This window comes from Nesterenkonia halobia (assembly GCF_039536005.1).
In the GTDB taxonomy this organism is placed as follows: Bacteria; Actinomycetota; Actinomycetes; order Actinomycetales; family Micrococcaceae; genus Nesterenkonia; species Nesterenkonia halobia.
This window is the reverse complement of the sequence record NZ_BAAAYG010000001.1, coordinates 147,218-172,221: the sequence shown is the minus strand read 5'-3', so window position 1 is coordinate 172,221 and position 25,004 is coordinate 147,218. Positions and strand designations below refer to the sequence as shown.

The window sequence follows — 25,004 nt, the reverse complement described above, 5'->3', positions numbered from 1 at the left end:
CGGGGCGGCGTGTGCCGCTCAGCCTCCCGGGGCGTCTCGTCGTCTCGGCCGCGCTGAGGATGTCAGAAACGACTTCGACGCAGAAGGACACCACCCGTGGACCTGTATGAGTACCAGGCGCGCGATCTGTTCGAGGCACACGGGGTTCCCGTGCTGCCCGGCATCGTGGCGCACACCCCGGAAGAGGCGAAGGCGGCGGCCGAAGAGATCGGCGGCGGCATCGTCGTCGTGAAGGCGCAGGTGAAGGTCGGAGGCCGCGGCAAGGCCGGCGGCGTGAAGCTCGCCAAGAGCCCCGACGAGGCCTACGAGCACGCCCAGGCCATCCTCGGCATGGACATCAAGGGCCACACCGTCCACCGTCTGCTGATCGCCGCCGGCGCCGAGATCGCCGAGGAGTACTACTTCTCGATCCTTCTGGACCGTGCGAACCGCGACTACCTGGCCATGTGCTCCAAGGAGGGCGGCGTCGAGATCGAGCAGCTCGCCGTGGAGTCGCCGGAGAAGCTGGCTCGGGTGAGCATCGACCCCAACGACGGGATCGACGCCGCCAAGGCCGCCGAGATCGCCGAGCAGGCCGGCTTCGACGCCGAGGAGATCCCCGCCCTGGCCGAGGTGTTCCAGCAGCTGTGGACCTCCTTCCAGAAGGAGGACGCCACCCTGGTGGAGGTCAACCCGCTGGTGAAGACCGGCGAGGGGAAGATCATCGCCCTCGACGGCAAGGTCTCCACCGATGACAACGCCGACTTCCGCCAGCCCGGGCACGCCGAGCTCGTCGACGAGCAGGCCGAGGACCCGCTGGAGGCCAAGGCCAAGGCCAACGACCTCAACTACGTCAAGCTCGACGGCCAGGTCGGCATCATCGGCAACGGTGCCGGCCTGGTCATGTCCACCCTCGACGTCGTCGCCTACGCCGGCGAGGACCACGGCGGCGTGAAGCCGGCGAACTTCCTCGACATCGGCGGCGGCGCCTCGGCCGAGGTCATGGCCAACGGCCTCGACGTCATCCTGGGCGACGACCAGGTCGAGTCGGTCTTCGTCAACGTCTTCGGCGGCATCACCTCCTGCGACCAGGTGGCCACCGGCATCGTGAAGGCGCTGGAGATCCTGGGCGACGCGGCGACCAAGCCGCTGGTCGTGCGCCTCGACGGCAACAACGTCGAGGAGGGCCGGCGCATCCTCGCCGAGGCGGCCCACCCGCTGGTCACCACCGCCGACACCATGGACGCAGGCGCCGACAAGGCCGCCGAGCTGGCGAACAAGTAAGGACTGGGACTCGAGAATGTCTATCTACCTGAACAAGGACTCCAAGGTCATCGTCCAGGGCATCACCGGCGGCGAGGGCTCCAAGCACACCCGTCTGATGCTCAAGGCCGGGACGAACATCGTCGGCGGCGTCAACGCCCGCAAGGCCGGGACCACTGTGGCCCACCAGGACAAGGACGGCGCCGACGTCGAGCTGCCCGTCTTCGGCTCGGTCTCCGAGGCCATGGCCGAGACCGGCGCGGACGTCTCGGTGGCCTTCGTGCCGCCGAAGTTCGCCAAGGCCGCGGCGGAGGAGGCCATCGAGGCCGGCATCGGTCTGCTGGTGGTCATCACCGAGGGCATCCCGGTGCAGGACGCCGCGGAGTTCTACAACCTCACGCTGACCAAGACCGACGCCGACGGCAAGCCGATCACCCGGATCATCGGGCCGAACTGCCCGGGCATCATCACCCCCGGCGAGGCGCTGGCCGGCATCACCCCGGCCTCGATCACCGACGCCGGCCCGATCGGCCTGGTCTCGAAGTCCGGCACGCTGACCTACCAGATGATGTACGAGCTGCGGGACATCGGGTTCTCCACCTCCATCGGCATCGGCGGCGACCCGGTCATCGGCACCACGCACATCGACGCGCTGGAGGCCTTCGAGAACGACCCGGAGACCACGGCGATCGTGATGATCGGCGAGATCGGCGGCGACGCCGAGGAGCGCGCGGCCGAGTACATCAAGGCCAACGTCTCCAAGCCGGTCGTCGGCTACGTCGCCGGCTTCACCGCCCCGGAGGGCAAGACGATGGGCCACGCCGGCGCCATCGTCTCCGGCTCCTCCGGCACCGCCTCCGCGAAGAAGGAGGCCCTCGAGGCCGCGGGCGTGAAGGTCGGCAAGACCCCGTCCGAGACCGCGAACCTGCTGCGCGAGGTCATCGGCTGAGGTTGATGCGCTGAGCTCGGGCGGACGGATCCCTCTCCGGCCGCTCCTCGACGAGCCCGTCGCCGACTCCGCGTCGGCGGCGGGCTCGTCCGCGTCCGCAGGGGGTCAGGCGTCCTCCCCGGCGTCGTCCGCGTCGGCGTCGTCCTCGGCATCCTGGTCGTCGAGGCGCCGGCGCATCACCACGAATGTGGCCCCGGCCAGGACGATCCCGGCGATGATCGCCGCCGTGGTGCCGCCGGTCCTGCCGATGAGCCCCTCGATGATCGCGCGCGTCTGCGAGGTCGGGTCGGAGAGCACGACGGCGACGAACGCCGCCACGAGCACCGAGGCCAGCACGGCGGGCACGCGGGACCACCGGCCGGTCAGCCCCATGCGCTCCTGCAGGATGCGGCCGGCCTTGATGATGCGCCCGGCGCGGATGATCCGCAGCGCCCCGACGACCCGCAGCAGCCGCAGCAGCTGGACGGGGCCGACGGCGAAGACCACGGCGATGACCACGGCGACGGTCAGCGCCACCAGCCACTTGTGGCGGCGGAGCCAGTCGATCTTGTCGCCGGAGACGGTGAAGAGCACCACGGTCTCGGCGATGAGCACGCCGCCGGCGATCCAGTTGATCACCGTGCCGGCGGTCGCGTACGGCTGGTCGAGCAGCGTGAGGAAGACCGCCGGGACCGAGGCGAGGGCGGCGACCAGCACCGGGATCGCCAGCCGCCGCTCCCACTGCTCCTCGCGTGCCTGCGCGGCGTGCCGCCGGTCGTGACTGCTCTGCTCCACGCGCACAGCCTATGGCGCAGCTGCGCGATGCTGCCACGTGGCACCGTGTACCTCGGAGACGACGACGGTGAAGACGGCCAGGCGTCCAGCTCGCCGGCGAGGGCATCCCAGCCGCATTCGTCATCCACGGCGAGGGGCCGCGGCCGTTCGGACGGCTCGATCTCACCCACGGGTTGTGTGCCATGCCACAGTCGCGTACCTTACTGGAGGTAGGACGTCCTATGTCTTACCCATCACCGAGGACCTGATCGTCACGAGGTCCGTCTCGGTCGACAGATGAGGAGGAGCCATGGAAGCTCCGGGACTCGGCGGTCTGAACTGGGCCGTCATCATCGTGTACCTGCTGGCCACTCTGGGCATCGGAGTGTGGTTCACCCGACGGGCGGGCAGCAGCACGGGAGCATTCTTCACCGCGAACGGCCGGATCCCCGCGTGGGCGGCCGGATTCAGCATCTACGCCACGACGCTGTCGGCGATCACCTTCATGTCCACCCCTGAACAGGCGTTCCTGGAGGACTGGTCGTATGCGGCCGGCAACGTCGCGATCTTCGCGATCGTGCCGGTGCTGGTGCTGTTCTATATCCCGTTCTTCCGCAAGCTGAACGTCACCACCGCCTACGAGTACCTCGAAGAGCGGTTCGGCCCCAGCGTCCGCGTGCTCGGGTCCGTCCTGTTCGTGCTCTTCCACATCGGACGCGTGGCCATCGTGATCTATCTGCCCACTCTGGCGATCAGCTCCGTGACCGATGTCAGTCCCGCCGTCGTCGCCACGGCCGTGGGCGTGCTCTCCGTGATCTACACGTTCCTGGGCGGCATCGAAGGAGTCGTCTGGTCAGACGTGGTCCAGGGGATCATCCTGCTGGCGGGGGCCGTCCTGATCCTGGCGTTCGGCATCTCGGCCCTCGACGGCGGCCTCAGCACGGTGGCCGCCGACGCCGCCGAGGACGGCAAGTTCCTCACCGCCGAGAACTGGCAGTTCGGCGGAGCGGCCGCGGCCATCCCGATCATCTTCCTGGGATCCGTCTTCAACAATCTGCACCAGTACACGGCGAGCCAGGACGTGGTGCAGCGCTACCAGACCACCGACTCGCCGAGGAGCACCGCCCGTTCGCTGATCATCAACGGGTTCCTCGCGCTGCTGACCATCCCGCTCTTCTACGGGATCGGCACCGTCCTCTTCAGCTTCTACCAGCACGCCGATCAGCTGCCGGCCGATTTCAACACCTCTGCGCTGGTGCCGTACTTCATCGTCACCGTCCTTCCGGCCGGCGTCGCGGGGCTGCTGATCGCGGCGATCTTCGCCGCGGCGCAGTCGACGATCTCGTCGAGCCTGAACTCGATCTCTGCCTGCATCACCGTCGACCTCCGGGACCGCTTCTTCCCGTCGCGCGAGGGCGGCGTGCGGTCGGGAGTCGGCTTCTCCCGCCTGGTGATCGTGCTCGTCGGCGCGGTGTCCGTCTCCGTGGCGCTGTACCTGTCCGTGACCGACCAGGCGCAGACGTGGAATCTCTTCCTGAGCGTCACCGGACTCTTCGGCGTGCCGATGGCGGGGGTCTTCGCCCTGGGCATCTTCACCAGACGGGCCAACACCGCCGGTGTGCTCGGGGGCCTGGGCCTCGGGGCATGCATCGCCTGGTCCGTGCAGCAGGCCACGTCACTCTCACCCTTCGCCGTCTCCATGGCGGCCTTCGCCGGGGCCGTGATCCTCGGATACCTCGTCTCGCTGGTCGCCGCCGGTCGACGCGGCGCGGAACCTCACGACGTGCTGCCGCTGACCATCTATGGCCGGCGCACCGAGTACATCCGGCGCCGGACATCTTGGGCCCTGCAGGCGTCCCGCACCGAACCGGCCGCGCCGGAGGAGAACCCCGACCTGACACAAGGAGCTCGACATGAATGATCTTCACGGCATCATCCCCCCGCTGCTGACCCCGCGCACCGCGCAGGGCGACGTCGACGTCGACGGGCTCCAGGCCCTGGCGGCGCACCTGATCGACGGAGGAGTTCACGGCATCTTCGCCCTCGGCTCCTCGGGCGAGGTCCCCTACCTGACCGCTGCGGAGCGAGATCGGACGCTGCGAGCGGTCCTCGAGGTCGCCGACGGTCGGGTCCCCGTGCTGGTGGGCATCAATGAGCAGACCACCCCGCGAGTTCTGGAGGAGGCGGATCGACTGCTGGCGATCGGCGGCGAGGCCGCCGTCGTCACCGCGCCCTACTATGCGCTGTCCGACGCGGCCGAGGTCGAGCGACACCTCCGCGCGGTGGCCGGACATGTGGGGGTCCCGCTGTTCGCCTATGACATCCCCGTCCGGACCCATCTCAAGCTGCCGCTCGACGTGACGCTGCGGCTGGCCCGGGAAGGCGTGCTGGCAGGGGTGAAGGACTCCTCCGCCGACGACGTGTCCTTCCGCCGGCTGCTGCTCGAGACCCGAGGTCTCCCGGCGTTCGCCGCCTTCACCGGCCATGAGGTGGTGGCGGACGGCGCACTCCTCGGCGGCGCCTCCGGGATCGTGCCCGGTCTCGGCAATGTGGACCCGGCAGGGTATGTCCGTCTCTATGAGGCGGCCCAGGCCGGGGACTGGTCGCTGGTGGTTTCGGAGCAGGACCGGCTCGCCCGGCTGTTCCAGGTGACCGCGGCCGCGGATCGAGGCCGCGTCTCGGCCGGGGCCGCCGGTGTCGGCGGCTTCAAAGCGTCCCTGCGGCTCATGGGCGTCATCGGCTCCCGCCGCATGGCCGACCCGATGGCCTCGCTCGACGCCTCGGAGGCCGACCGCGTTCGGGAGATCCTCGCCGCCGAGGGTCTCCTATGAGGCCCGATGGAGTGCTCGCCGTCGACGTCGGCGGGACGACGATCCGGGCCGCTGCGGTCCGGGACGACGTCGTCGACTGTCTGCACGAGGTGCCCACCCCGGCGGCCGAGGGGCCACGGGCGGTCCTCGACCGCATCGGCGAGACCGTCGCCGCCGTGCGGCGGGCGGCGGATCCGGGGGCGGCGAACCGGTGGACGGTGGGGGTCGGCTCGGCAGGGGTCGTCGACACGAGGACGGGGGAGGTGCTCTCCGCGACCGAGTCGATGCCGGGGTGGGCCGGTGCGCGGCTGGTCGCCGAACTGACGCGCCGGCTCGATCTGCCGGTGCGTGCCGTCAACGACGTGCATGCGCACGCCCTCGGGGAGGCACGATCCGGTGCCGCCCGCCATGCCCGCAGCTCTCTGCTGGTGGCCGCAGGCACCGGAATCGGCGGAGGGATCGTCGCCGACGGTCGCCTGATGGCGGCGCGGCACGCGGCGGCCGGCCATATCGGCCATGTGCCGGCCGAGGCCGCCCGGGGCCTGGCGTGCCCGTGCGGCGGCGTCGGACACCTCGAGGCGATCGCCTCAGGTCCCGCCGTGCTGGCGGCCTTCCGACGGGCCGGCGGAGACGGCGTCTCGACCACGCGGGAGCTCGCCGAGGCGGCACGGGACGGCGACCCAGAGGCCCGAGCCGCCTTCGACCGCTCCGGCCGCGCGCTGGGCTCCGCCCTGGGCGGGCTCGCGAACGTGCTCTCCCCCGAGGTGGTCGTGGTCGGGGGCGGGCTGGCCAACGCCGGGGACCTCTGGTGGCCGTCTCTGCGGCGAGCCTTCGACGACGAGCTGATCCCTGCCGTGCGCGGACTCACGCTCCGTCCCGCGGAACTGGGCGACGACGCCGCGCTGGTGGGCGCGGCGGCTCTGTGGCAGACCGAAGACCTTCAGGAGGTGCTGTGATGATCACCAGGCAGCAGGCGCTCGAGGCCCTTCAGGGCCAGCTCATCGTGTCCGCCCAGGCCTATCCCGGCGAGCCGATGCGCGATCCGCGGACGATGGCCGGCGTCGCCGCCTCCGCGGTGCGCGGCGGCGCGGCCGCCGTGAGAGTCCAGGGCCTCGGCGACGTCCAGGCGACGCGCAGCGCCGTCGAAGTCCCGGTGATCGGGCTGTGGAAGGACGGTGCCGAGGGGGTGTTCATCACGCCGACGTTCCAGCATGCCTATGCCGTGGCTCTCGCCGGGGCGCATGTGGTGGCGGTCGACGGCACGCGCCGTCCCCGTCCGGACGGCCTGTCTCTGGAGCAGACCACGGCGCGGCTGCATGAGGAGACGCATGCGCTGGTCATGGCCGACTGCGGCAGCCTGGCCGATGCCCGACACGCGGCAGACGCCGGAGCGGATCTGGTGGGGACGACCCTGGCCGGCTACACCGGCGAGCGCGCCCCGACCGACGGCCCCGACCTCGGCCTCGTCCAGGAGATTCGACGGGCGGAGCTGGGGGTGCCGCTCGTCGCCGAGGGGCGCATTCACACGCCCGCGCAGGCCGCCGCCGCGCGGCAGGCGGGTGCCGACGCCGTGGTCGTCGGGACGGCCATCACCCATCCCAGCACGATCACGTCCTGGTTCGCCGAGGTGCTGCAGGACTGACGGAAGCTCCCGAGGCGCGCCGATCCGCTCGGGCCGGACTCAGCGTCGCAGAAGCTTCTGACCTCTGACGTCCTATGTGCAGTACGGTGGGTGACGAACCGCGAAGGTAGGGAGCACGTATGGCGAGCGCATCACCGGGAACCGGCAGTCCGTCGCGGCCGGCGGCCGCCCGACGCGGGCAGTCCGCCACGACCTCCGAACGCATCAAGGACGTCATCCTGACGGAGGGGCTCCGACCCGGCGATGTGCTGCCGACCGAGGACGAGCTCCGCGAGCGGCTCGGCGTCTCGCGGTCCAACGTCAGGGAGGCTGTTCGTCAGCTGTGGGCGCTGAACATCGTCGAAGTCCGCCACGGGTACGGCACCTACGTCGGCGAGATGTCCCTGGACGCGCTCGTCGAGGCCCTCGTCTTCCGCGGAGTGCTGAGCCCCGGGGACGACCTGCGCGCGCTGCGCGACGTCGTCGAGGTGCGCGAGGCCCTCGATCACGGCATGGCCGATCGGATCGTGGACAGCATGGCGGGGACCTCGAACCCGGAGCTGTCCGCCCTGGTCGACGAGATGGTCGCCATGGCGGCGGACGGTCGGGTGTTCCCGACCCAGGACCGCGCGTTCCACACGGGACTGCTGGCCCGGCTCGACAATTCGCTCGTCGGACAGCTCGTCACGGCCTTCTGGGATGTGCACGCCGCCGTGCTGCCGAAGCTGAAGGTCTCGGCGGCGGCCGACCTGGATCAGACCGCCCGGGCTCACGGGGCGATGCTCGCAGCCGCCGAAGCCGGCGACGTCGACGGCTTCCGCGCCGCGCTCACCTCCCACTATGCGCCCATCGTCCGAGCCCTCGACGAGAAGTCCGGAGCAGGCGTCCGCGATCGGACGAGGGCCGGCGATCGTGGTGGACCCGAGCCGGAGTCGACACCGGCATAGATGTTTTGGTCACGGAGTTTGGGCCTTAACCCTCGCCGACATCGAGGGGGATAAGGCCCAATCTCCAGAGGCAACTGAGGAGAGGGGCGGACAGCCGGCCTCAGCCCACGTTCACGCCGAGCAGCGTGCCGAGCAGGTAGGTCACCCCCGCGGCTCCGAAGCCGATGAGCAGCTGCCGCAGTCCGCGGGACAGCGGCGAGGCGCCGGAGAGCAGCCCGACGAGTGCGCCGGTGCAGAGCAGCGCCAGGCCCACCAGCGTCAGTGAGACGACGACGGCGGCCGCGCCGGTCAGCCCGAGCAGGTAGGGCAGCACCGGGATCAGCGCTCCGGCGGCGAAGCAGCCGAAGCTGGACAGCGCCGCGGTCCAGGCGCTGCCGACGACGTCGTGCTCGTCCTGCTCGGGGTCCTCGTGCGGGTGGTGGGACAGCGACGGGTCGCAGTCGCAGCCGAAGAGCCCGAGCCGCTCCATGGCCCGGTGCTCGGCGTCCTCGCGGCTCATCCCGCGGGCCCGGTAGACCAGCACCAGCTCGTTCTGGTCCATGTCCAGATCCGGCGCCGCGCGCAGCGTCGCCTGGGTCGGGCGGGTGGCGGCCAGCAGCTCCCGCTGGCTGCGCACCGAGACGAACTCGCCGGCGGCCATCGACAGCGCTCCGGCCAGCAGTCCGGCGACGCCGGTCAGCAGCACCACTGACGACGAGACTCCGGTGCCGCCCATGCCCATGATCAGCGCGAGATTGGAGACCAGCCCGTCGTTGGCTCCGAAGACCGCCGCGCGGAAGCCGCCGGAGAGCTTCTCCCGCCCGCGGGTGGCCAGCGCGCGGACGACCTCCTCATGGACGGCCTCGTCGGCGGCCATGCCGGCGGTGGCGTCGGCGTCGCCGGCGTAGGGGGAGTCGCTCTCCGCCCGCTGGGCCAGCGCCAGAATGAACACCGAGCCGAAGGCCCGCGCCATCCAGCTCAGCAGTACCCGGTGCGCCGACGGCGACGGCAGCCGCTCGGCGTGCTCGCCCAGCAGGTCGCGCCAGTGGGACTGGTGGCGCTCCTCGGCACGGGCGAGCCCGAGCAGGATCTGCCGCTCCTCGCCGGACTTGCGGGACGCGAGGTCGGTGTAGAGCTTCCCTTCGGCGATCTCGTCGGACAGATACTTCCGCCAGCGGCGGATCTGGCGCGGCGTCGGATCGGCGGCGGGCTGCTGCGGCGCGGAGGCGTCGTCGGTGGTCACGACTCGATTGTTCCGTCGCGGCCGGCGCCGAGGGCGGCGTCGCTCCTCCTGTGACGAGGTTCAGGCATGCCTCATCCGGCGTCGCGTCCGCGCCGGGATGAACGGAGTCGCCCGGAGGCGTCGCTCGGGCGCGACGACGGCGCGGGGTTCAGTGATGCCTAAACTGTGTGCTCGCCGTCCGGCCGGCCGCCGCGCTCATCGGCCTCGATCGCCGCCGCGTTCGGCGTCCCGGGCGGTGATCTCGGCCAGCGCCCAGGACGCCGTCGGCGCCTCCACACCCGGGGCCAGCCCCAGGTAGTGCGGGGCGAGGTGGTCCGGCGCTCCGGGTGCGCCGCCGTCGACGAGATATCGGCCGCCGGCCCGTCGCAGGATCAGCATCCCGGCGGCCACGTCCCAGGGACTGGTGTCCGCGCCGAGGACGACGTCGGCCCAGCCCGCCGCGGCGTGGCAGAGCTCCAGAGCCCCGGAGATCAGCCGGCGGACGGCCGAATAGGTGGTCACCAGCGTCCCGAAGGTCTCCAGCGCGGCCGCCCCCGCGGACTCGACGGCCTCGGCCGAGGGATAGCTCGTGACCAGGTTCAGCGTCTCCTCCGCCCGCGGCCCGCGTCGGGCGTCGTCCTCGCCGGCGGCGCCCAGCATGCGCTCGCCGTCGCCGTCCTGCAGCCAGGCGCCGGAGTCGTCGGCGGAGAAGGTCAGCCGGCCGACCGGGTCGTGGACCACTCCGGCGACCACCTCGCCGTCGACGGCCGCGGCGATCGAGAGGGAGAACATCGCGAAGCCGTGGGCGAAGTTCGAGGTGCCGTCGATCGGGTCGATGATCCACTCCACGGTGCCGGAGCCGTGGGATCCGCCCTCCTCGCCGGTGAACTGCGAGTCGGGGACTGCGTCGTGCAGCACCTCGACGAGCCGGCGTTCGGTGGCGGTGTCGTGGTGGGTGACCAGGTCATGGGCGCTGGTCTTGGTGTCCACATCCATCCCGCGGCGGAAGGCGTCGACCAGCGGAGCGCCGGCGTCGACGGCGGCGTCGACGGCGATCCGACGCAGCTCGGCGGGGGAGGGGGCGACGGGGGAGGGGTGGTCGGCGGAGTCGGCGCGTGACGTCACGAGACCAGCCTACGAGATGCGGGCCGCGGAATCCGGACGGCCCGTCGAGGCCGTCCCCGTGGCAGGATGGTCCCGTGACTGAGGTGGCACAGGATGCGGCGGCGGCAGGCCGCCACTACGCGGACGCCGCGCGCAACCGGGCGATGAAGGCCGAGGACCGCTGGCATCAGCTCCGGCTGCGCCTCGCCCGGCGCCGGCGACAGAACGTCACCGTGCTCTCCATGGTCGGCTACGGCACCCAGCACTGGGTCCGGGTCTTCTCGCGCGTCGTCATGGCCCCGGACTCGCATTTCGTCAACGGCCGCCGCGTCACCAAGCTCATCGCCGACGGCTTCCGCGGCTGGCGCAACTTCATCTCCGCGCCGGTGCCCTTCGCCGAGGTCACCATCACCGCCGGCGGGCGGACCTTCGACGTCGTCGCCGACCGCGGCGGGATCGTCGACACGGTCATCGCCGTCGAGCTCGAGCCCGGCTGGCGGCGGGTCACCCTGCAGGCCGACGGCGCGCAGCCGGCCGCCGCGGACGTGCGCATCATCGCCGACGCCGCGCGCACCGGGGTGGTCTGCGACGTCGACGACACGGTGGTGGTCACCCGCCTGCCGCGCCCGCTGCTGGCCGCCTGGAACTCCTTCGTCCTCGACGAGCACGCCCGCACCCCGACGCCGGGCATCGCCGTGATGATGGAGCGGCTGATGGGCCGGTTCCCGCAGGCGCCGGTGCTCTACCTCTCCACCGGCGCGTGGAACGTCGCCCAGACGCTGACCCGGTTCCTGACCCGCAACCTGTATCCGCGCGGACCGCTGCTGCTGACCGACTGGGGCCCCACCGACGAACGCTGGTTCCGCTCCGGGGCCGAGCACAAGGTCGCCGAGCTCGAACGCCTGGCGGTGGACTTCCCGGAGATGTCCTGGCTGCTCATCGGCGACGACGGCCAGCACGACCCGTCCATCTACGCCGACTTCGCCCGTCGCCACCCGCAGAACGTCCGTGCGGTGATCATCCGGCAGTTGACCTACTCCGAGGCGATGCTGGCCGGCGGCCGCGCCAGCGACCCGGACGCCGAATCGCTGCTGGGCGGCGTCGACGAGCGCGAGGACGCAGCGCGAGGGACCGGCGGCTCCGGCGACGACGTCGGGCGGTCGGGCGAGCTCGCCGGCGGCCAGCGGGTCGGCGGCCGCCGCATCCCGTGGATCTACGGGCCCGACGGCAAGGACATCGTCGCCAAGCTGGAGCGCCACGGGCTGCTCAGCTAGCTCCGGCTCCGCAGCTGCCGGCGGCGCTCAGCGGCGCGGCAGGAACTGGTCGCCGAAGGACTCCCAGTCGCCGAAGTCGGCGAACAGCCCGGTCAGCCGGCTCTGCTGGTGGAGGAACGACTTCGCGTGCAGCCGCTGCAGCTTCTCGTTGGCCTCGACGGCTCGGGCGTAGTGGCCGATCAGCTGGTTGCAGACCGCCTCCCAGGAGCGCTCGGCCACCGTCTCGTGGGCCGCGGCGCCGAAGCGGGCCCGAGCGGCGGCGTCGCCGACCAGGTGCTCGACCGCCGAGCGCATCCCGTCCAGGTCGCCGGGGCGGTACAGCCATCCGGTGCGGCCGCCGTCGACCAGGTCCAGCGGACCGCCGCGTCCGACGGCGACCACCGGCACGGCCGCGGCCATCGCCTCCTGGATGGTCTGGCAGAAGGTCTCCGAGGCGCCCGGGTGGACGAAGACGTCCAGGCTGGCCACGTGGCGGCCGAGGTCGTCGCCGCCCTGGAACCCGGCGAAGTGCGCGTTCGGCAGTCGCCGGCGCAACTCCTCCTCCTGCGGGCCGGAGCCGATGATCACCAGCCGCGCGCCCTCCAGTGCGTCGATCGCCTCCAGGTCCTCGATCTGCTTCTCCGCGGCGAGCCGGCCGACGAAGCCGACCAGCCGCTCGCCGTGCGGGGCGATCTCGGCGCGCAGGGACTCGTCGCGGCGGGCCGGGGAGAAGCGCTCGCCGTCGACGCCGCGGCGCCAGGTCTTCAGCCGGCGGATCCCGCGGTCGCGCAGCTGAGTCTTGCAGAACGACGACGGCACCAGCGTCAGCGTCGAGGCCCGGTGCATGCGGTCGACGTGCTGCCAGAGCAGGTCCGCGGCCCAGGGCAGCCGATAGCGCGAGGCGTAGGTGGGCACTTCGGTCTGGTAGACCGAGACGGTCGGCAGGCCGAGGTCGCGGGCGGCCTGGATCGCGCGCCAGCCGAGCACGAAGGGCGAGGCGACGTGGACGACGTCGGGCCCGATCCGGTCCAGCAGCTGGCGGATCCGCAGCACGAAGCCCGCCGCCACGCGCACTGTGGGGTAGTCGGGGAAGGGAAGCGAGGGCACCCGGACCACCGGGAAGCCCTCGACCTGCTCCTCGCTGCGCTCGACCGCGTCGGAGGTCGGCGGGACCAGCATCGAGCTGCCCGGGGCGATGACCACCGCGTCATCGCCGCGGCGGCGCAGGTGGGCGAGCACATGAAGCACGGAATTCGTCACGCCGTTCATGTGCGGGAGGAATGATTCAGCGACCACGACGACCTTCACGACCCCCAGCATGGCGCGGGCATGTCACCGGCGGCGGACCTCCGCGTGAGAGTTCGGTGAACCCCGGCCGAACAGTGCGAAGCTCGGCGCCCTCCGCGTAGAGTCTTCCAGTGCGTCGGCGTCGGGGATCACCGCGACGACGCACATGACGCGCGTCACGTGGGACGCGCGACGGATCATCAGCACAGGAGGCGGAGCATTGGACATCGCACTGACGGCCGGCATCGTGGGGTTCGTCCTGCTGGCGGCCACAGTGCAGCGGATCGCCGGGATGGGCTTCGGGATGATCATGGCTCCGTTCATGGTCGTCCTGCTCGGCGCCCATGAAGGTGTGATGCTGGTGAACTTCATCAGCATCCTCGCCCCCGTCCTGGTGCTCCCGCGCGTCTGGCGCTCCATCCGCTGGGACAAGGTCCTCTGGATCAGCGTGCCCGCCGTGCTGGTCATGGCTCCCTCGGCCTGGGTCTCGGTGAAGTCCCCGGCCGGCCCGCTCTACGTCCTCGTCGCCGCGCTGGTGCTGCTCGGACTGGCCAGCTCGGTGGTGCTCAGCCGCGTGGCCACCCGCGTCGACGGCGAGGGGCGCACCGCCCAGGCCGTCACCGGCGTCGGCTCCGGCGTCGGCACCGTCCTCGGCGGAGTGGGCGGTCCGGCGGTGACGATCTATGCGGTGCTCGCCCGCTGGCAGGTGCGCGAGATGGTCGCCACGCTGCAGCCGGTGTGGATCCTGCTCTCGCTGTGCTCCTTCCTGATCAAGCTCTCGCTGGACGACGGTCAGCTGCCCGACATGCCGCTCTGGGGCTGGATCGGCGCGGCCGTCGCGATCGTCGTCGGCATCCTGGTCGGCGAGCGCATCCAGCGCCGGGTGCACGAGCAGTCGGTGCGCCGCTTCGTGGTGCTGCTGGCCTCGCTGGGCTCGGTCCTCGCGCTGGTCACCGGCGTGCAGCTGATGCTCGCCTGAGGCCGGGCGGGAGGGTCGTCGGGCCCGAGCCGGGGCTCCACCATCCTGGGAGTTCGGTGAACGCCGGTCTGTCCGCGCGCAGGCGGAACCGGGGCCTGGCACGATGGAGGACGATGACCCGCACCGACGTGGACCCGACCTCCGCCGGCGACGCCGGCCGGCGCACGCGCACCCTCCGCCTCCCCTCGCCCCCGCTGTGGCTGCTCGGCCTGATCGAGGCCGTCCAGGTCCTGCTCGCCGGCGCCCTGCTGGTGGCGGTGCCGGTGCTGGCCATCGGGCTGGCCGGCGGACTCTCCGCCGTCGACGTCGAATCGCTGGCCACGCTCGCCGCCCGCATCTGGCTGGTGCTCCACGGCACTCCGGTGGTGCTGAGCCTCGAACCCGGCGCATTCGGCGGCGGCCTGGACGCTCCCGACGGCGGATGGTTCCACCTGCTGCCCATGGGCCTGACCGCAGTGCCCCTGGCACTGGCCTGGCGGGCCGGGGCGCGGGTTGCCCGCGGCGCGTGGACCCGCCAGCTCTGGCAGGGGATGATCACCCTGGTCGTCGGCTACGCCGCCGGCGGCGCCGGCATCGCGGTGCTGGCCGACGACGCCGCCTTCGGCGTGCAGCCCGGCCTCGCGGCGGCCTTCGCCGCCCTGGTGATGGGCGTCGGCTCGCTGGCCGGCGGCTACTCCGAGTCACAGTCCTGGACCCGGCTGATCGGCGTCGACCTGGAGTCCCGGGTGGCGGCGTTCTCGCAGAAGCTGCGCTGGGCCGGCTCCTATCTCTGGGCCGTGGTGCGCGCCGGCACGCTGGCGGTGGTCGCCGCCGTCGGGCTCTCGGCGCTGCTGCTGGCCGTCCAGATCGCCCGGCACTGGATGGACGTGGCGAATATCTACCAGGAGCTCGATCCCGGGGTGCTGGGCGTCGTCGGGCTGACACTGGTGCATCTGGGCCTGCTGCCGAACCTGGTGCTGTGGACGCTGTCCTATGCCGTCGGAGCGGGCTTCTCCGTCGGCGTCGGCACCCAGGTGGCCCCGCACGCCGTCGACGTCTCCAGTCTGCCGGCGGTGCCGCTGCTCGGCGCGCTGCCCGCCGGCGTCTCCGTGCCGTCGATGCTCGCCCCGGCGCTGGTGGTCCTCGCCGGGATCGTCGCCGGCTGGTGGCTGATGCGCGAGGGCGAGAACCACCTGGACGACTGGTTCGCGCTGCGGATCGACTGGCGTCCGGCCTCGCTGATGCTGTCCTCGCTGGTGCTGGCGCTGCTGACCGGACTGACCGCCGGACTGATCCTGCTCGGGCCGCTGTGGCTCTCCCGCCTGTCGCTGGGCGTCGGGCGGATGACCGAGATCGGACCGCCGGCGCTGCTCGCCGCCGGACTGGTGGCCGTCTGGGTCGCGGCCGGCACACTGCTGGGCTATCTGGTCTCGCCGGTGCTGCACCGGCTCGCCCCCGACGCGGCGACCGGTCGTCAGCGGGTCCGCCGACGGCGCGAAGCGCGGCGGGAGAAGCACGAGGAGCGCGACCGGCGGAAGATCGAGAAGCAGGTCGCCCGGCGGGAGGCGAAGCGCGCGACGACGCAGGCCCGGCGTGCGAAGAAGCGCCCGGACGGCGGCGGGGACGAGGAGAGCTTCGGCAGCGACGGCGCTCGCTGAGGGCCCGCCTCGTCGTCGAGTGCCGGTCCGCCCCGTCGAGTTCGTCGGGCCCCGTCCAACTGGACGGGGAGAACGCAACATGACGGGGTCGTCCGGTGGCCCCGTCCAACTGGACGGGGCGATCTGGTCCTCCGGGCGGACGCACCGCGGTCGCCGTCGTGCCGTGCCCAACTCGACGGGGCGGAACGGACTTCGCTGAGGCCGAGGCCAGGAACCGGGACCCGTCGTGCGGCGGACCGGCGCGCGGCCCCTCAACCCGGCTCGTTCGTCCTGCTCAGGTCTGCAGGTCAGTCCTCCAGCCCAGCCCCGCAGCTCAGCCCTCCAGCCGGCACAGCTCCTCGCGCAGGTTCCGCCGGGCCGCGTCCTCCCAGAGCTCGCGCCCGCTCGTCGTGCGGTAGAGCCGGGGCCGGTCCAGCAGTCGGCGCAGCACCGCCGCCCGCCCGCGCCGGAAGGCGTCGTCGGGCACGTGCGAGAAGTCGCGACGCACCTGCTCGGCGTAGCGGGTGTAGGCCGTCGGCGCGCGGCCGAGCACCTCCAGGTCGGCGTCGACGAGCACCGCCCCGGCGACGTCGCCGTCGTCCGGATCGTGCGACGCGGTCAGCCGCACCAGTCGGGCGACCTCGGCGACCTCGGCGGCCTCCAGCAGAGGTGCCAGGCGTTCCTCGGCCAGGACGGCGGAGGCCTCTTCGTCGTCCCCGGCGGCGCCCGCGCCCGCGTAGACGGCGTCGTGGAACCAAGAGGCCAGCCGCACCGTTCGGGCGGCGTCACCGGCCGGGCCGGCGAGCTCGCCCGCCCGCTCCAGGCGTGCGACGGCGGCCAGGACTGAGGCCAGGTGGGTGGGGGAGTGGTAGTGCCGATGCGGCTCGGCCCAGCGCTCGAGCAGCTCCTCGCCGAGCTCCGGCGCCGCGGGCAGCAGGCGGTCCCAGGCCAGGGCGAGTCGGCCGCGGACCTTCTCCGGGCGTTCGATGCTGCGCACACGCAGCCCGCTGTGCGCGAGGATGCGGACCAGCTGCGAGCCGGGGACCGGCACGGCGCCGCCGGCGACGAACTCGTCGTGCCGATGTGCGGGCACATCGTAGTGGTCGCGGTCGAAGGCACGGGCGCTGATCCCGGCGCGCTCGGCGGCGGCGTGCAGCTCGTCGAGGGAGACGTCCGAGATCAGATGGGAGAACAGCGTCCCGTGGGCGGGCCAGGCGGGAGGGTCGATGTAGATCGTCATGGGGCCATCGATCTCCGGGACGGGCGGGTGCGGGATCAGGGGCGGGGCGGCCGGGCCGGGCGCCGGAAGGGCGATCAGCCGGTCGGCAGCCTCCGACCGGCGGCCAGCGCGGCCAGGGTGTCGATCAGCAGACGCCGCTCGAGGCGCTTGATCCGCTCGTGCAGAGCCTGCTCGTCGTCGCCGTCGAGGATGTGCACCGGCTCCTGGGCGATGATCGGGCCGGTGTCCACCCCGGCGTCGACCAGATGCACAGTGCAGCCGGTGACGCGCACGCCGTGGGCCAGCGCGTCGCGGACGGCATGGGCGCCGGGGAAGGACGGCAGCAGCGCCGGATGGGTGTTGATGATCGGCGCGTCGACTCCGTCGAGGAACGTCGGGCCCAGGATGCGCATGAATCCGACGGTGACCACCAGGTCCGGGGCGTGGGCGACGACGGCGTCGCGCAGCGCGGCGTTCCAGGCCTCGCGGTCGTCGCCGCGGGCCAGCGGGACGGAGAAGGTCATCAGCCCCGCCTTCTCGGCGCGGGCGAGGCCGCCGCAGTCGGGCACGTCGGAGCCGACGGCGGAGAGCTCCACGGGCAGCTCGCCGGCGTCGACGGCGTCGATCATCGACTGCAGATTCGTCCCCGAGCCGGAGACCAGGACCACGATGCGCATGGAGGCCAGCCTACTGGTCCGGTCCCGAACCCCGCGCCTCGACCGACGGGCGGGGTCTGTTCAAGGTGAGCCGACGACGGCGCGACGCGTAGGCTGGTGTGCCATGAGCACTGCACCGCCGAACGGCTCCGGGCCGGGGTCCCAGGAGAGTCGTCCCGTCGAGACGGACCCGGAGGTCCTGCGTCGTTGGTCACGGTCCACCGGCTGGCTGGTGCTGGCGCTGGTGCTGGCCTACATCGGGCTCCAGGTGCCGCTGCCGTGGCGGCTGATCACGCCGATCGCCGGGCTCGCCGGCGTCGTCGGCGGGATCGTGCTGCTGGTGGCGGCGATCCGGCGTCGCCTGCCGCCGATGATCCGCGTCAGCGCCGTCGTCGGGATCCTCTGCTGCGGGCTGTTCGGGCTCACCGGCGGCGCCCAGGCGATCTTCTGGGAGGCGACGGCGACCTACGACGAATGCCGCGCCGAGGCGCTGACCCAGCGGTCCAGCGACCAGTGCGTGAGCGACTACGAGGAGGACATGCTCTCCACGATCCCGGGGATGTCTCCCTGACGACCTCCTGAGGCGCGCCGGGCCGACCGGGCGAGAGGCCGTCGCGACGAGCAGGGGCCGCACCGTGGACCCACGGTGCGGCCCTGCTCGTCGGCGGCTCCGGCAGTGACCTCTGTGCGCTCAGCGCGGGGCGTCGTCCGAGGGGTCCTGCGGGTCCTGCTCGGACGAGGGTGCCCGCTCGGCCGAGTCGGGGCTCTGCGAAGCGGAGTCCGGTGATCCGTGCTGCGGCTGGGCGACCTGCTGGCCGTAAGGCTGCTGGCCGTACCCCTGGTGTCCATAGCTCTGCTGGCCGTAAGGCTGCTGGCCATAACCCTGCTGGTCGTACGGCGAGCCATAGCTCTGCTGACCGTACCCCTGCTGGCCGTAGGGCTGCTGGCCATAACCTTGCTGGCCATAACCCTGCTGGCCGTACCCCTGCTGCCAGGCCTGCGGCGCGGCGGGCTGCTGCCACGCCTGCTGCGGATAGGCCTGCACGGGGTAGGTCCCGGTCGCCGCGGCAGGTGCCTTCGCGGCCCGGACACGGCGCACGTGCTCGGTGCTCTGCGGCACCCACAGCAGCACCAGCGCGGCGATGCTGGGCGCGACCACCAGCAGCAGGTTCCACGGGGTGAAGACCAGCGAGGTGAGGCTGAGAGCCAGATAGATCGTGGCGAGGATGCGCCCGACCTGCGACCCCATCGTGCTGAAGAAGGCCAGCGCGTAATACGGGGCGGCGAAGACGACGGCGCCGATGAGGGCGAGCACGCCGAAGGTCATCACCAGGTCGGCGCGATCCTGGTAGCCCATCCCGGTGTAGGGATACCCCATCCCGCCCATGACGGTCGCCGGGTCCGCGGAGAAGAGGTTCATCGCGACGACGACTCCGCCGATCAGCAGCAGCGTGCCGGCCACCAGCTGCAGGATCATGCTGAGCACCAGCGTGATCGGCCGGGAGCCGCGTGCCGGCCCCTGCTGGTCGGACGGCTGCTGGGCGGTCGTCGGATGTCCCTGAGCCGGAGCCTGCGCCCAGTGCTGTGCGTGATGGGGCGGCTGCGCCTGCTGGTTCCAGCTCTGCTGGTACTGACCCTGCTGGTCCTGGCTCTGCTGGTTCCAGTCCGGCTGCGCCCACCCGTGCTGAGCCGATCCCGGCTGCGGCTGGCCCGGCTGCGGCTGGGCTTCTCCGGAGGGGCGGTCGTACCGCTGTCCGTAGGCCGGCTCCCCGGACGCCGGCTGCCCATACGCCGGCGGTCCGGACGTCGGCTGCCCGTAGGTCTGCTGGTCGTGCTCGTCCGGAGAGCTGGTCATGGCTCCGGTCCTCCTCGTGCCGGTGGGAACGGTCTCTGATCTCGGCATTCAGCCTATCGCCCGGCGATCCGCGCAGACAGACGCCTTCTGCCAGACTGGTCCCCATGGCATCATCGAGCATCCCCGTCCCGGGCGCGGCCTCGCGGCCGGCGTCGGCCACCGTCCACATGGTCCGCCACGGCGAGGTCGAGAACCCCGAGAAGGTCCTCTACGGGCGGCTGCCCGGCTACGGGCTCTCCGCGCTGGGTCGCCGCATGGCCGACGGCGTCGCCGAGCACTTCGGCCGCCGCGCCGACGCCGGACGGCCGGTGCACCTGCTCGCCGCCTCGCCGCTGCTGCGCGCCCAGCAGACCGCCGCGCCGATCGCCGAGCGGCTGGACCTCGAGATCGTCGGCGAGGACCGCGTGCTGGAGGCGGAGAACGCCTTCGAAGGGCTGTCGAACGTGCGGCGGCATCTGCGCAGCCCGCGGCGCTGGCCGCTGCTGGTCAATCCGCTGCGGCCCTCCTGGGGCGAGCCCTACACCCAGCAGGTCTCCCGCGTGCTCGCCGCGGTGAAGGACCTCTCCGACCAGGCGGTCGCCGAGCACGGCGACGGCGCGGAGGTCGTCGTCGTCTCCCACCAGCTGCCCATCTGGGTCACCCGGCTGTGGGCCGAGGACCGTCGGCTGTGGCACGATCCGCGCAGCCGCGAATGCTCGCTGACCTCGATCACCTCGCTGCACGTCGGCCCCGACGGCGTCGAGGCGGTCAGCTATGAGGAGCCCAATCGCGAGCTGCTCAAGGACGCGACGGCGCTGCCCGGCGCCTGAGCCTGACGTCCGAGGTCGAGGTCGACGCCGCGCGGCGGCCGGCGAGCGGGCAGTGAGCGGGCGGAGACCAGCTGGTCAGGCCGCACCGAGCTTCCGCTGGTACGGTCCCGACGGCGTCGGACGACGGCGCGCCGGGCCCGGCCCCGGTCACACGGAGTCGCCGTGGGTCGTCGGCGCCTACTACGCGCTGTAGAATTGTGCCGGCGGAGCCGTCCCGCGGCCCGCCCGACGTCGGCGACGCCGACCCGCACGACCGTCTGCCGGCGCCCGCCGCCCGGCAGCCCCGCTCTCCCGAGGACCGCTCCATGACACCTTCCCAGGATTCGCCGCACGAGCCCGCCCCGTCGGGCGGCGTCGAGCGACGGACGGTGGGTCGTCGTGCCGTGCTCGGCGGCGCCGGACTGCTGACCGGGCTGCTCGCGCTGAGCGCCTGCGGGGCGGAGAACGACGACCTCGCCCAGCAGGCCGGCGACGACGGCAAGAACTACGTCGCCGGCGACGGCTCGGTGCAGGAGTTCGCCCCCGCCGACCGCGGCGAACCGGTCACCTTCGAGTCGGAGACCTTCTCCGGCGAGACGACCGGCCCCGCCGACTGGCGCGGCGACGTCGTCGTGCTGAACTTCTGGTACGCCGCCTGCGCCCCCTGCCGGCTGGAGGCTCCGGATCTGGCGGAGCTGCACGGGAAGTACTCCGACCAGGGCGTGCAGTTCTTCGGGGTCAACACCCGTGACTCCGAGAGCACCGCGGCGGCCTTCGAGCGCAACTTCGGCATCGAGTACCCCTCCTTCGAGGACCGCGACGGCCAGGTGATGCTCGCGATGACCGACTACGTGCCGCCGTCGGCGGTGCCGACCACGCTGGTCCTGGACGTCGAGGGCCGGGTGGCCGCCCGCATCCTCGGCGCCGCCGAGCCGAGCATCCTCGACGAGCTGATCTCCACTGCGCTCGAGGAGCGCGCGGAGGCATGAGCGGCAACCCCTTCGCCGAGATCGTCACCGACGGCTCGCTGCTGCTGTCGCTGCCGGTGGCTCTGCTCGCCGGTCTGGTCTCCTTCCTCTCGCCCTGCGTGCTGCCGCTGGTGCCCGGCTGGCTCGGCTACGTCACCGGCCTCTCCGGAGTGCAGCTGCAGGACCGCCGGCGCGCCCGGCTGGTGCTCGGCGCCGTGCTCTTCGTGCTCGGCTTCTCCGTGATCTTCCTGCTCGTCGGCTTCCTGTTCTCGCAGGCCACAGTGTGGCTGCGGGTCGAGGGCGGCTGGCTGACCCAGGCCCTCGGCGCCGTGGTGGTGCTCATGGGCCTGGTCTTCATGGGAGTCTTCACCCCGCTGCAGCGCGAACGACGCATCGCGCGCCGCCCGCCCGACGGACTGCTCGGCGCCCCGCTGCTGGGCGCGACCTTCGGTCTGGGCTGGGCGCCGTGCATCGGCCCCACGCTGGCGGCGGTGCTGGCGATGTCCACCCCCGTCGGCGGCGACCCCGCCCGCGGGGCGCTGCTGGTCTCCGTCTACTGCCTGGGCCTGGGCATCCCGTTCATCCTCATCAGCATGGGGCTGACCCGCGGCATGCGGGCAGTGGACTTCTTCCGACGGCACCGCGTCGTCGTCGCCCGCGCCGGCGGCGGCATGCTGATCCTCATCGGCGTGCTCATGCTGACCGGCGTGTGGAACCTGTGGGTCTATGCTCTGCAGGACTGGTTCGCCAACGAGGTGAGGTTGCCCATCTGATGACCCAGCCGTCCGCCCACCGTGACAATGCGCGCGAGGACGCGCTGACCGAGGCCGAGTCCACCGCCGACGGCGGCTCCGGCAGGTCCTCCGGCCGGCGCCGCGGCGACGTCGCCGTGCCCGCGCTGGGCCCGGTCGGCATGCTGCGCTGGGCCTGGACCCAGCTGACCAGCATGCGCACCGCGCTGATGCTGCTGCTCCTGCTCGCCGTCGCCGCAGTGCCCGGCTCGCTGTTCCCGCAGCGCGTGCAGGGGCAGGCCGCCGTCGAGCGCTGGCTCGACGACCACCCGACCGCCGGGCCGATCCTGGACTCGCTGCAGGTCTTCGACGTCTACTCCTCCTTCTGGTTCTCGGCGATCTACCTGCTGCTGTTCACCTCGCTGGTGGGCTGCATCATCCCGCGGGCGAAGAAGCACCTGGAGCAGATGAGCTCCCCGCCGCCGCGGACGCCGCGCCGGCTGGAGCGGCTGCCCCAGCACGGCGCCGTGGAGCTCGACGACGACGGCCCGGCCCCCGAGCAGGCGGTCCGGGACGCGGCGCGGGTCCTCAAGGGGCGGCGCTACCGCGTCGACGTCCGCGAGGCGAGCACCGACGCCCGCGGCCGCGAGGTGCCCGCCTCGGTGGGCGCCGAGAAGGGGTATCTGCGCGAGATCGGCAACCTGCTCTTCCACGTCTCGCTGGTGGGGGTGCTGATCTGCGTGGCCGCGGGCTCGATGTTCAGCTACTACGGGCAGAAGATCGTCACCGAGGACGAGAGCTTCGTCAATTCGCTGGTCTCCTACGACAACTTCGTGCCGGGCACCGCCTTCGACGAGTCGCAGATGGAGCCGTTCTCGGTCACGCTGGACAGCTTCGAGCGGATCTTCGACCGGGAGAACCCCAGCCACTACGGCCAGCCCCTGGACTTCACCGCCGACGTCACCGTCCGCGACGAGCCCGGGGCCGAGCCGGAGGAGCACGAGCTGAAGGTCAACCACCCGCTGACCTTCGGCGGCGCGCGGGTCTTCCTGGTCGGCAACGGCTACGCCCCGGAGGTCACCGTCCGCGACGGCGCCGGCGACGTCGCCTACTCCGGGCCGGTGGTCGCCCGGGCGCAGGACTCGGTCTACACCTCGACCGTGGTGATCAAGGCCCCCGACGCCCGGCCGGAGCAGCTGAGCTTCGTCGGACTGCTGCTGCCCACCGCCCAGGAGGGCGACTCCGGCGCGGCGGTCTCGGTGGACCCGGCGCTGCAGAACCCGCAGCTGCAGCTGAACTCCTACGCCGGCGATCTGGGGCTGGACTCCGGCGAGCCGCAGAACGTCTACGTGCTGGACACCGAGGGGCTGACCGAGCTGAACTCCCGGACCTCCGAGTCCGGCGGGCTCTCGCTCGACGTCGGCGAGACCGCCGAGCTGCCCGACGGGCTGGGCTCGATCAGCTTTGACGGAGTGACCAACTACATCGGCATCGACATCCACTACAACCCGGGCAAGACCGGCGTGCTGATCTTCGCGCTGGCCGCCCTGGCCGGGCTGATCCTCTCGCTGTTCCTGCGCCGGCGTCGCGCGTGGGTGACGGCGACGACGAACGAGGCCGGCCGCACGCTGGTGACCTACGGGCTGCTGGCCCGCGGAGAGGACTTCCGCCTGCGCGAGGAGACCATCGCGCTGCGGTCCCGGTTCGAGAAGCAGTGGCCGGTGCGCGCGCCCGAGCAGGCGCACCATGAGACGCCGACCGACGAGCAGGACGGGCCCGGCCGACGCGGCCGCGGCGCGTCCGGACGAGAGAAGTGACGAGGTTCGCCATGCCCACCTTCACCGGTTCGATCGATCAGGAGCTGGCGCAGTACAGCGACCTGTTCATGCTCATCGCCGCGCTGATCTACACCGGCGCCTTCCTGATGTTCGCCCTGGACATCGCGCGCAGCTCGGTGACGATCCGGCGCCTGGAGGCCGATCTCGCCGCCGAGCAGGAGGCCGAGCGGGCCGAGCGCTCCGCGCAGATCCGGGCGACGGCGCCCGCCGGCGCGGGATCCTCGGCGGCCGGGAGCGCCGACGCCGGGGGCTCCGACGCCGGGGATCCCGACGAGGCGCCGGGCGCCGTCGAAGCCTCCGCCGAGGATCTCGTCGACGACGAGATGACCTACACCGGCATCGCGCGTCCGCTGGCCAATGTGGCGGTGGCGCTGACCATCCTCGCCGCGCTGGCCCACGGGTTCGCCGTCGGCGCCCGGGCGACGGCGGCCGGCCGCGTGCCCTGGGGCAACATGTACGAGTTCCTCACCACCGGCGCGTTCGTCGTCGCGGCGGTCTACCTGGTCTCGCTGCTGCGCAAGGACCTGCGTTTCCTGGGGACCTTCGCCGTCGGCCTGGTCGTGGTGATGATGACTGCGGCGACCATCGGCTTCCCGACGCCGCTGGGCCATCTGCAGCCCTCGCTGCAGAGCCCGTGGATCGTCATCCACGTCTCCGTGGCGGTGTTCTCCATGGGGCTGTTCACGCTGACCTTCGCGATGAGCGTGCTGCAGCTGATCCAGCACCGCCGCGAGGCCAAGCGCGCCGCCGGGATGCTGTCCGACACCGGCGGCTGGCAGTTCATGCGCATGGTGCCCTCGGCGATGGCGCTGGAGAACCGGGCCTACCGGATCAACACCATCGGCTTCGTGACCTGGACGCTGACGCTGATCTTCGGCGCGATCTGGGCCGAGGAGGCCTGGGGCCGCTACTGGGGCTGGGACACCAAGGAGGTCTGGACCTTCGTGGTCTGGGTCGTCTACGCCGGATACCTGCACGCCCGCGCGACGCGCGGATGGACCGGCTCGCGCTCGGCCTGGCTGTCGATCATCGGCTTCGCCTGCGTGATCTTCAACTTCACCGTGGTCAACACGCTCTTCGCCGGCCTGCACTCCTACGCGGGCCTGCCGGAGTGAGGTGCGCGGGCGCGCCGGAGTGAAGCGCGCCGTGCCCCTGCGAGCGCGGAGGCTGGTCAGGAGCTCGCCGGG

The 25,004-nt window shown here is 72.1% G+C and carries 23 protein-coding genes; 16 read left to right on the top strand and 7 right to left on the bottom strand.

What is annotated here, in order from left to right:
* Positions 1-96: 96 nt before the first annotated feature.
* Positions 97-1,263 carry an ADP-forming succinate--CoA ligase subunit beta gene (sucC, locus tag ABD652_RS00745; RefSeq protein ID WP_344717278.1) on the top strand — a complete coding sequence of 389 codons (1,167 nt, stop codon included), beginning with the start codon at positions 97-99 and terminating at the stop codon, positions 1,261-1,263.
* A 16-nt stretch (positions 1,264-1,279) separates the two neighbouring features.
* Positions 1,280-2,191, top strand: coding sequence for a succinate--CoA ligase subunit alpha (gene sucD, locus ABD652_RS00740; RefSeq protein WP_344717277.1), 912 nt, complete (start codon positions 1,280-1,282; stop codon positions 2,189-2,191).
* A 105-nt stretch (positions 2,192-2,296) separates the two neighbouring features.
* Here sucD and ABD652_RS00735 read toward each other — a convergent pair whose 3' ends face one another.
* On the bottom strand, positions 2,297-2,965 hold the full coding sequence (locus ABD652_RS00735) for a hypothetical protein (RefSeq protein ID WP_344717276.1): 669 nt from the start codon (positions 2,963-2,965) through the stop codon (positions 2,297-2,299).
* Positions 2,966-3,254: 289 nt separating this feature from the next.
* Here ABD652_RS00735 and ABD652_RS00730 point away from each other — a divergent pair, with 289 nt between their 5' ends.
* The 5 genes from ABD652_RS00730 (at position 3,255) to ABD652_RS00710 (ending at position 8,322) form a co-directional block, all read left to right on the top strand.
* A complete protein-coding gene (locus ABD652_RS00730; RefSeq protein ID WP_344717275.1) occupies positions 3,255-4,865 on the top strand; it encodes a sodium:solute symporter family protein in 1,611 nt (536 codons plus the stop codon).
* Positions 4,858-5,775, top strand: coding sequence for a dihydrodipicolinate synthase family protein (locus tag ABD652_RS00725; protein ID WP_344717274.1), 918 nt, complete (start codon positions 4,858-4,860; stop codon positions 5,773-5,775). Before ABD652_RS00730 ends, ABD652_RS00725 begins: the two co-directional genes overlap by 8 nt.
* A complete protein-coding gene (locus tag ABD652_RS00720) occupies positions 5,772-6,710 on the top strand; it encodes an ROK family protein (RefSeq protein WP_344717273.1) in 939 nt (312 codons plus the stop codon). Before ABD652_RS00725 ends, ABD652_RS00720 begins: the two co-directional genes overlap by 4 nt.
* The gene (locus tag ABD652_RS00715; RefSeq protein ID WP_344717271.1) at positions 6,710-7,396 is read left to right on the top strand and encodes an N-acetylmannosamine-6-phosphate 2-epimerase; all 687 of its coding nucleotides are present in this window, start codon (positions 6,710-6,712) and stop codon (positions 7,394-7,396) included. The genes ABD652_RS00720 and ABD652_RS00715 overlap by 1 nt, the downstream gene beginning before the upstream one ends.
* 119 nt (positions 7,397-7,515) lie before the next feature.
* Positions 7,516-8,322, top strand: a complete 807-nt coding sequence (locus ABD652_RS00710; protein ID WP_344717270.1) for a FadR/GntR family transcriptional regulator — start codon at positions 7,516-7,518, stop codon at positions 8,320-8,322.
* Between the two features lie 100 nt (positions 8,323-8,422).
* On the opposite strand, the gene ABD652_RS00705 is transcribed toward ABD652_RS00710, so the two are convergent.
* Together ABD652_RS00705 and ABD652_RS00700 are read right to left on the bottom strand one after the other, a co-directional pair.
* Entirely contained in the window at positions 8,423-9,544 is a 1,122-nt protein-coding gene (locus ABD652_RS00705) for a VIT1/CCC1 transporter family protein (protein ID WP_344717269.1), read from the bottom strand.
* A gap of 195 nt (positions 9,545-9,739) precedes the next feature.
* Positions 9,740-10,648, bottom strand: coding sequence for an inositol monophosphatase family protein (locus ABD652_RS00700; protein WP_344717268.1), 909 nt, complete (start codon positions 10,646-10,648; stop codon positions 9,740-9,742).
* Positions 10,649-10,722: 74 nt separating this feature from the next.
* On the opposite strand from ABD652_RS00700, the gene ABD652_RS00695 reads away from it, so the two are divergent.
* On the top strand, positions 10,723-11,901 hold the full coding sequence (locus ABD652_RS00695; RefSeq protein ID WP_344717267.1) for an App1 family protein phosphatidate phosphatase: 1,179 nt from the start codon (positions 10,723-10,725) through the stop codon (positions 11,899-11,901).
* Between the two features lie 27 nt (positions 11,902-11,928).
* Here ABD652_RS00695 and ABD652_RS00690 read toward each other — a convergent pair whose 3' ends face one another.
* Positions 11,929-13,176 carry a glycosyltransferase family 4 protein gene (locus ABD652_RS00690; protein ID WP_344717266.1) on the bottom strand — a complete coding sequence of 416 codons (1,248 nt, stop codon included), beginning with the start codon at positions 13,174-13,176 and terminating at the stop codon, positions 11,929-11,931.
* Positions 13,177-13,387: 211 nt separating this feature from the next.
* On the opposite strand from ABD652_RS00690, the gene ABD652_RS00685 reads away from it, so the two are divergent.
* Both ABD652_RS00685 and ABD652_RS00680 read left to right on the top strand, forming a co-directional pair.
* Entirely contained in the window at positions 13,388-14,146 is a 759-nt protein-coding gene (locus ABD652_RS00685) for a TSUP family transporter (RefSeq protein WP_153142736.1), read from the top strand.
* Between the two features lie 113 nt (positions 14,147-14,259).
* Complete coding sequence (locus ABD652_RS00680) at positions 14,260-15,783, top strand: cell division protein PerM (RefSeq protein ID WP_344717265.1); 1,524 nt, start codon at positions 14,260-14,262, stop codon at positions 15,781-15,783.
* Between the two features lie 313 nt (positions 15,784-16,096).
* Here ABD652_RS00680 and ABD652_RS00675 read toward each other — a convergent pair whose 3' ends face one another.
* Complete coding sequence (locus ABD652_RS00675; protein WP_344717264.1) at positions 16,097-17,002, bottom strand: DUF4031 domain-containing protein; 906 nt, start codon at positions 17,000-17,002, stop codon at positions 16,097-16,099.
* Between the two features lie 74 nt (positions 17,003-17,076).
* Positions 17,077-17,658 carry a phosphoribosylglycinamide formyltransferase gene (gene purN / locus ABD652_RS00670; protein ID WP_344717262.1) on the bottom strand — a complete coding sequence of 194 codons (582 nt, stop codon included), beginning with the start codon at positions 17,656-17,658 and terminating at the stop codon, positions 17,077-17,079.
* A 103-nt stretch (positions 17,659-17,761) separates the two neighbouring features.
* Here purN and ABD652_RS00665 point away from each other — a divergent pair, with 103 nt between their 5' ends.
* Positions 17,762-18,208 carry a hypothetical protein gene (locus ABD652_RS00665; protein WP_344717261.1) on the top strand — a complete coding sequence of 149 codons (447 nt, stop codon included), beginning with the start codon at positions 17,762-17,764 and terminating at the stop codon, positions 18,206-18,208.
* A 120-nt stretch (positions 18,209-18,328) separates the two neighbouring features.
* Here ABD652_RS00665 and ABD652_RS00660 read toward each other — a convergent pair whose 3' ends face one another.
* Positions 18,329-19,492 (bottom strand): hypothetical protein, encoded by a 1,164-nt coding sequence (locus ABD652_RS00660; protein WP_344717260.1) that lies wholly within the window; start codon positions 19,490-19,492, stop codon positions 18,329-18,331.
* 104 nt (positions 19,493-19,596) lie between these two features.
* On the opposite strand from ABD652_RS00660, the gene ABD652_RS00655 reads away from it, so the two are divergent.
* The 5 genes from ABD652_RS00655 (at position 19,597) to ccsB (ending at position 24,932) form a co-directional block, all read left to right on the top strand.
* Positions 19,597-20,301 carry a histidine phosphatase family protein gene (locus ABD652_RS00655; protein ID WP_344717259.1) on the top strand — a complete coding sequence of 235 codons (705 nt, stop codon included), beginning with the start codon at positions 19,597-19,599 and terminating at the stop codon, positions 20,299-20,301.
* Between the two features lie 305 nt (positions 20,302-20,606).
* A complete protein-coding gene (locus ABD652_RS00650) occupies positions 20,607-21,269 on the top strand; it encodes a TlpA family protein disulfide reductase (protein ID WP_425574520.1) in 663 nt (220 codons plus the stop codon).
* On the top strand, positions 21,266-22,021 hold the full coding sequence (locus ABD652_RS00645) for a cytochrome c biogenesis CcdA family protein (RefSeq protein WP_344717258.1): 756 nt from the start codon (positions 21,266-21,268) through the stop codon (positions 22,019-22,021). Before ABD652_RS00650 ends, ABD652_RS00645 begins: the two co-directional genes overlap by 4 nt.
* Positions 22,021-23,796, top strand: a complete 1,776-nt coding sequence (gene resB / locus ABD652_RS00640) for a cytochrome c biogenesis protein ResB (protein WP_344717257.1) — start codon at positions 22,021-22,023, stop codon at positions 23,794-23,796. The genes ABD652_RS00645 and resB overlap by 1 nt, the downstream gene beginning before the upstream one ends.
* A gap of 11 nt (positions 23,797-23,807) precedes the next feature.
* Entirely contained in the window at positions 23,808-24,932 is a 1,125-nt protein-coding gene (gene ccsB / locus ABD652_RS00635) for a c-type cytochrome biogenesis protein CcsB (RefSeq protein WP_344717256.1), read from the top strand.
* The last annotated feature ends 72 nt before the right edge of the window (positions 24,933-25,004 follow it).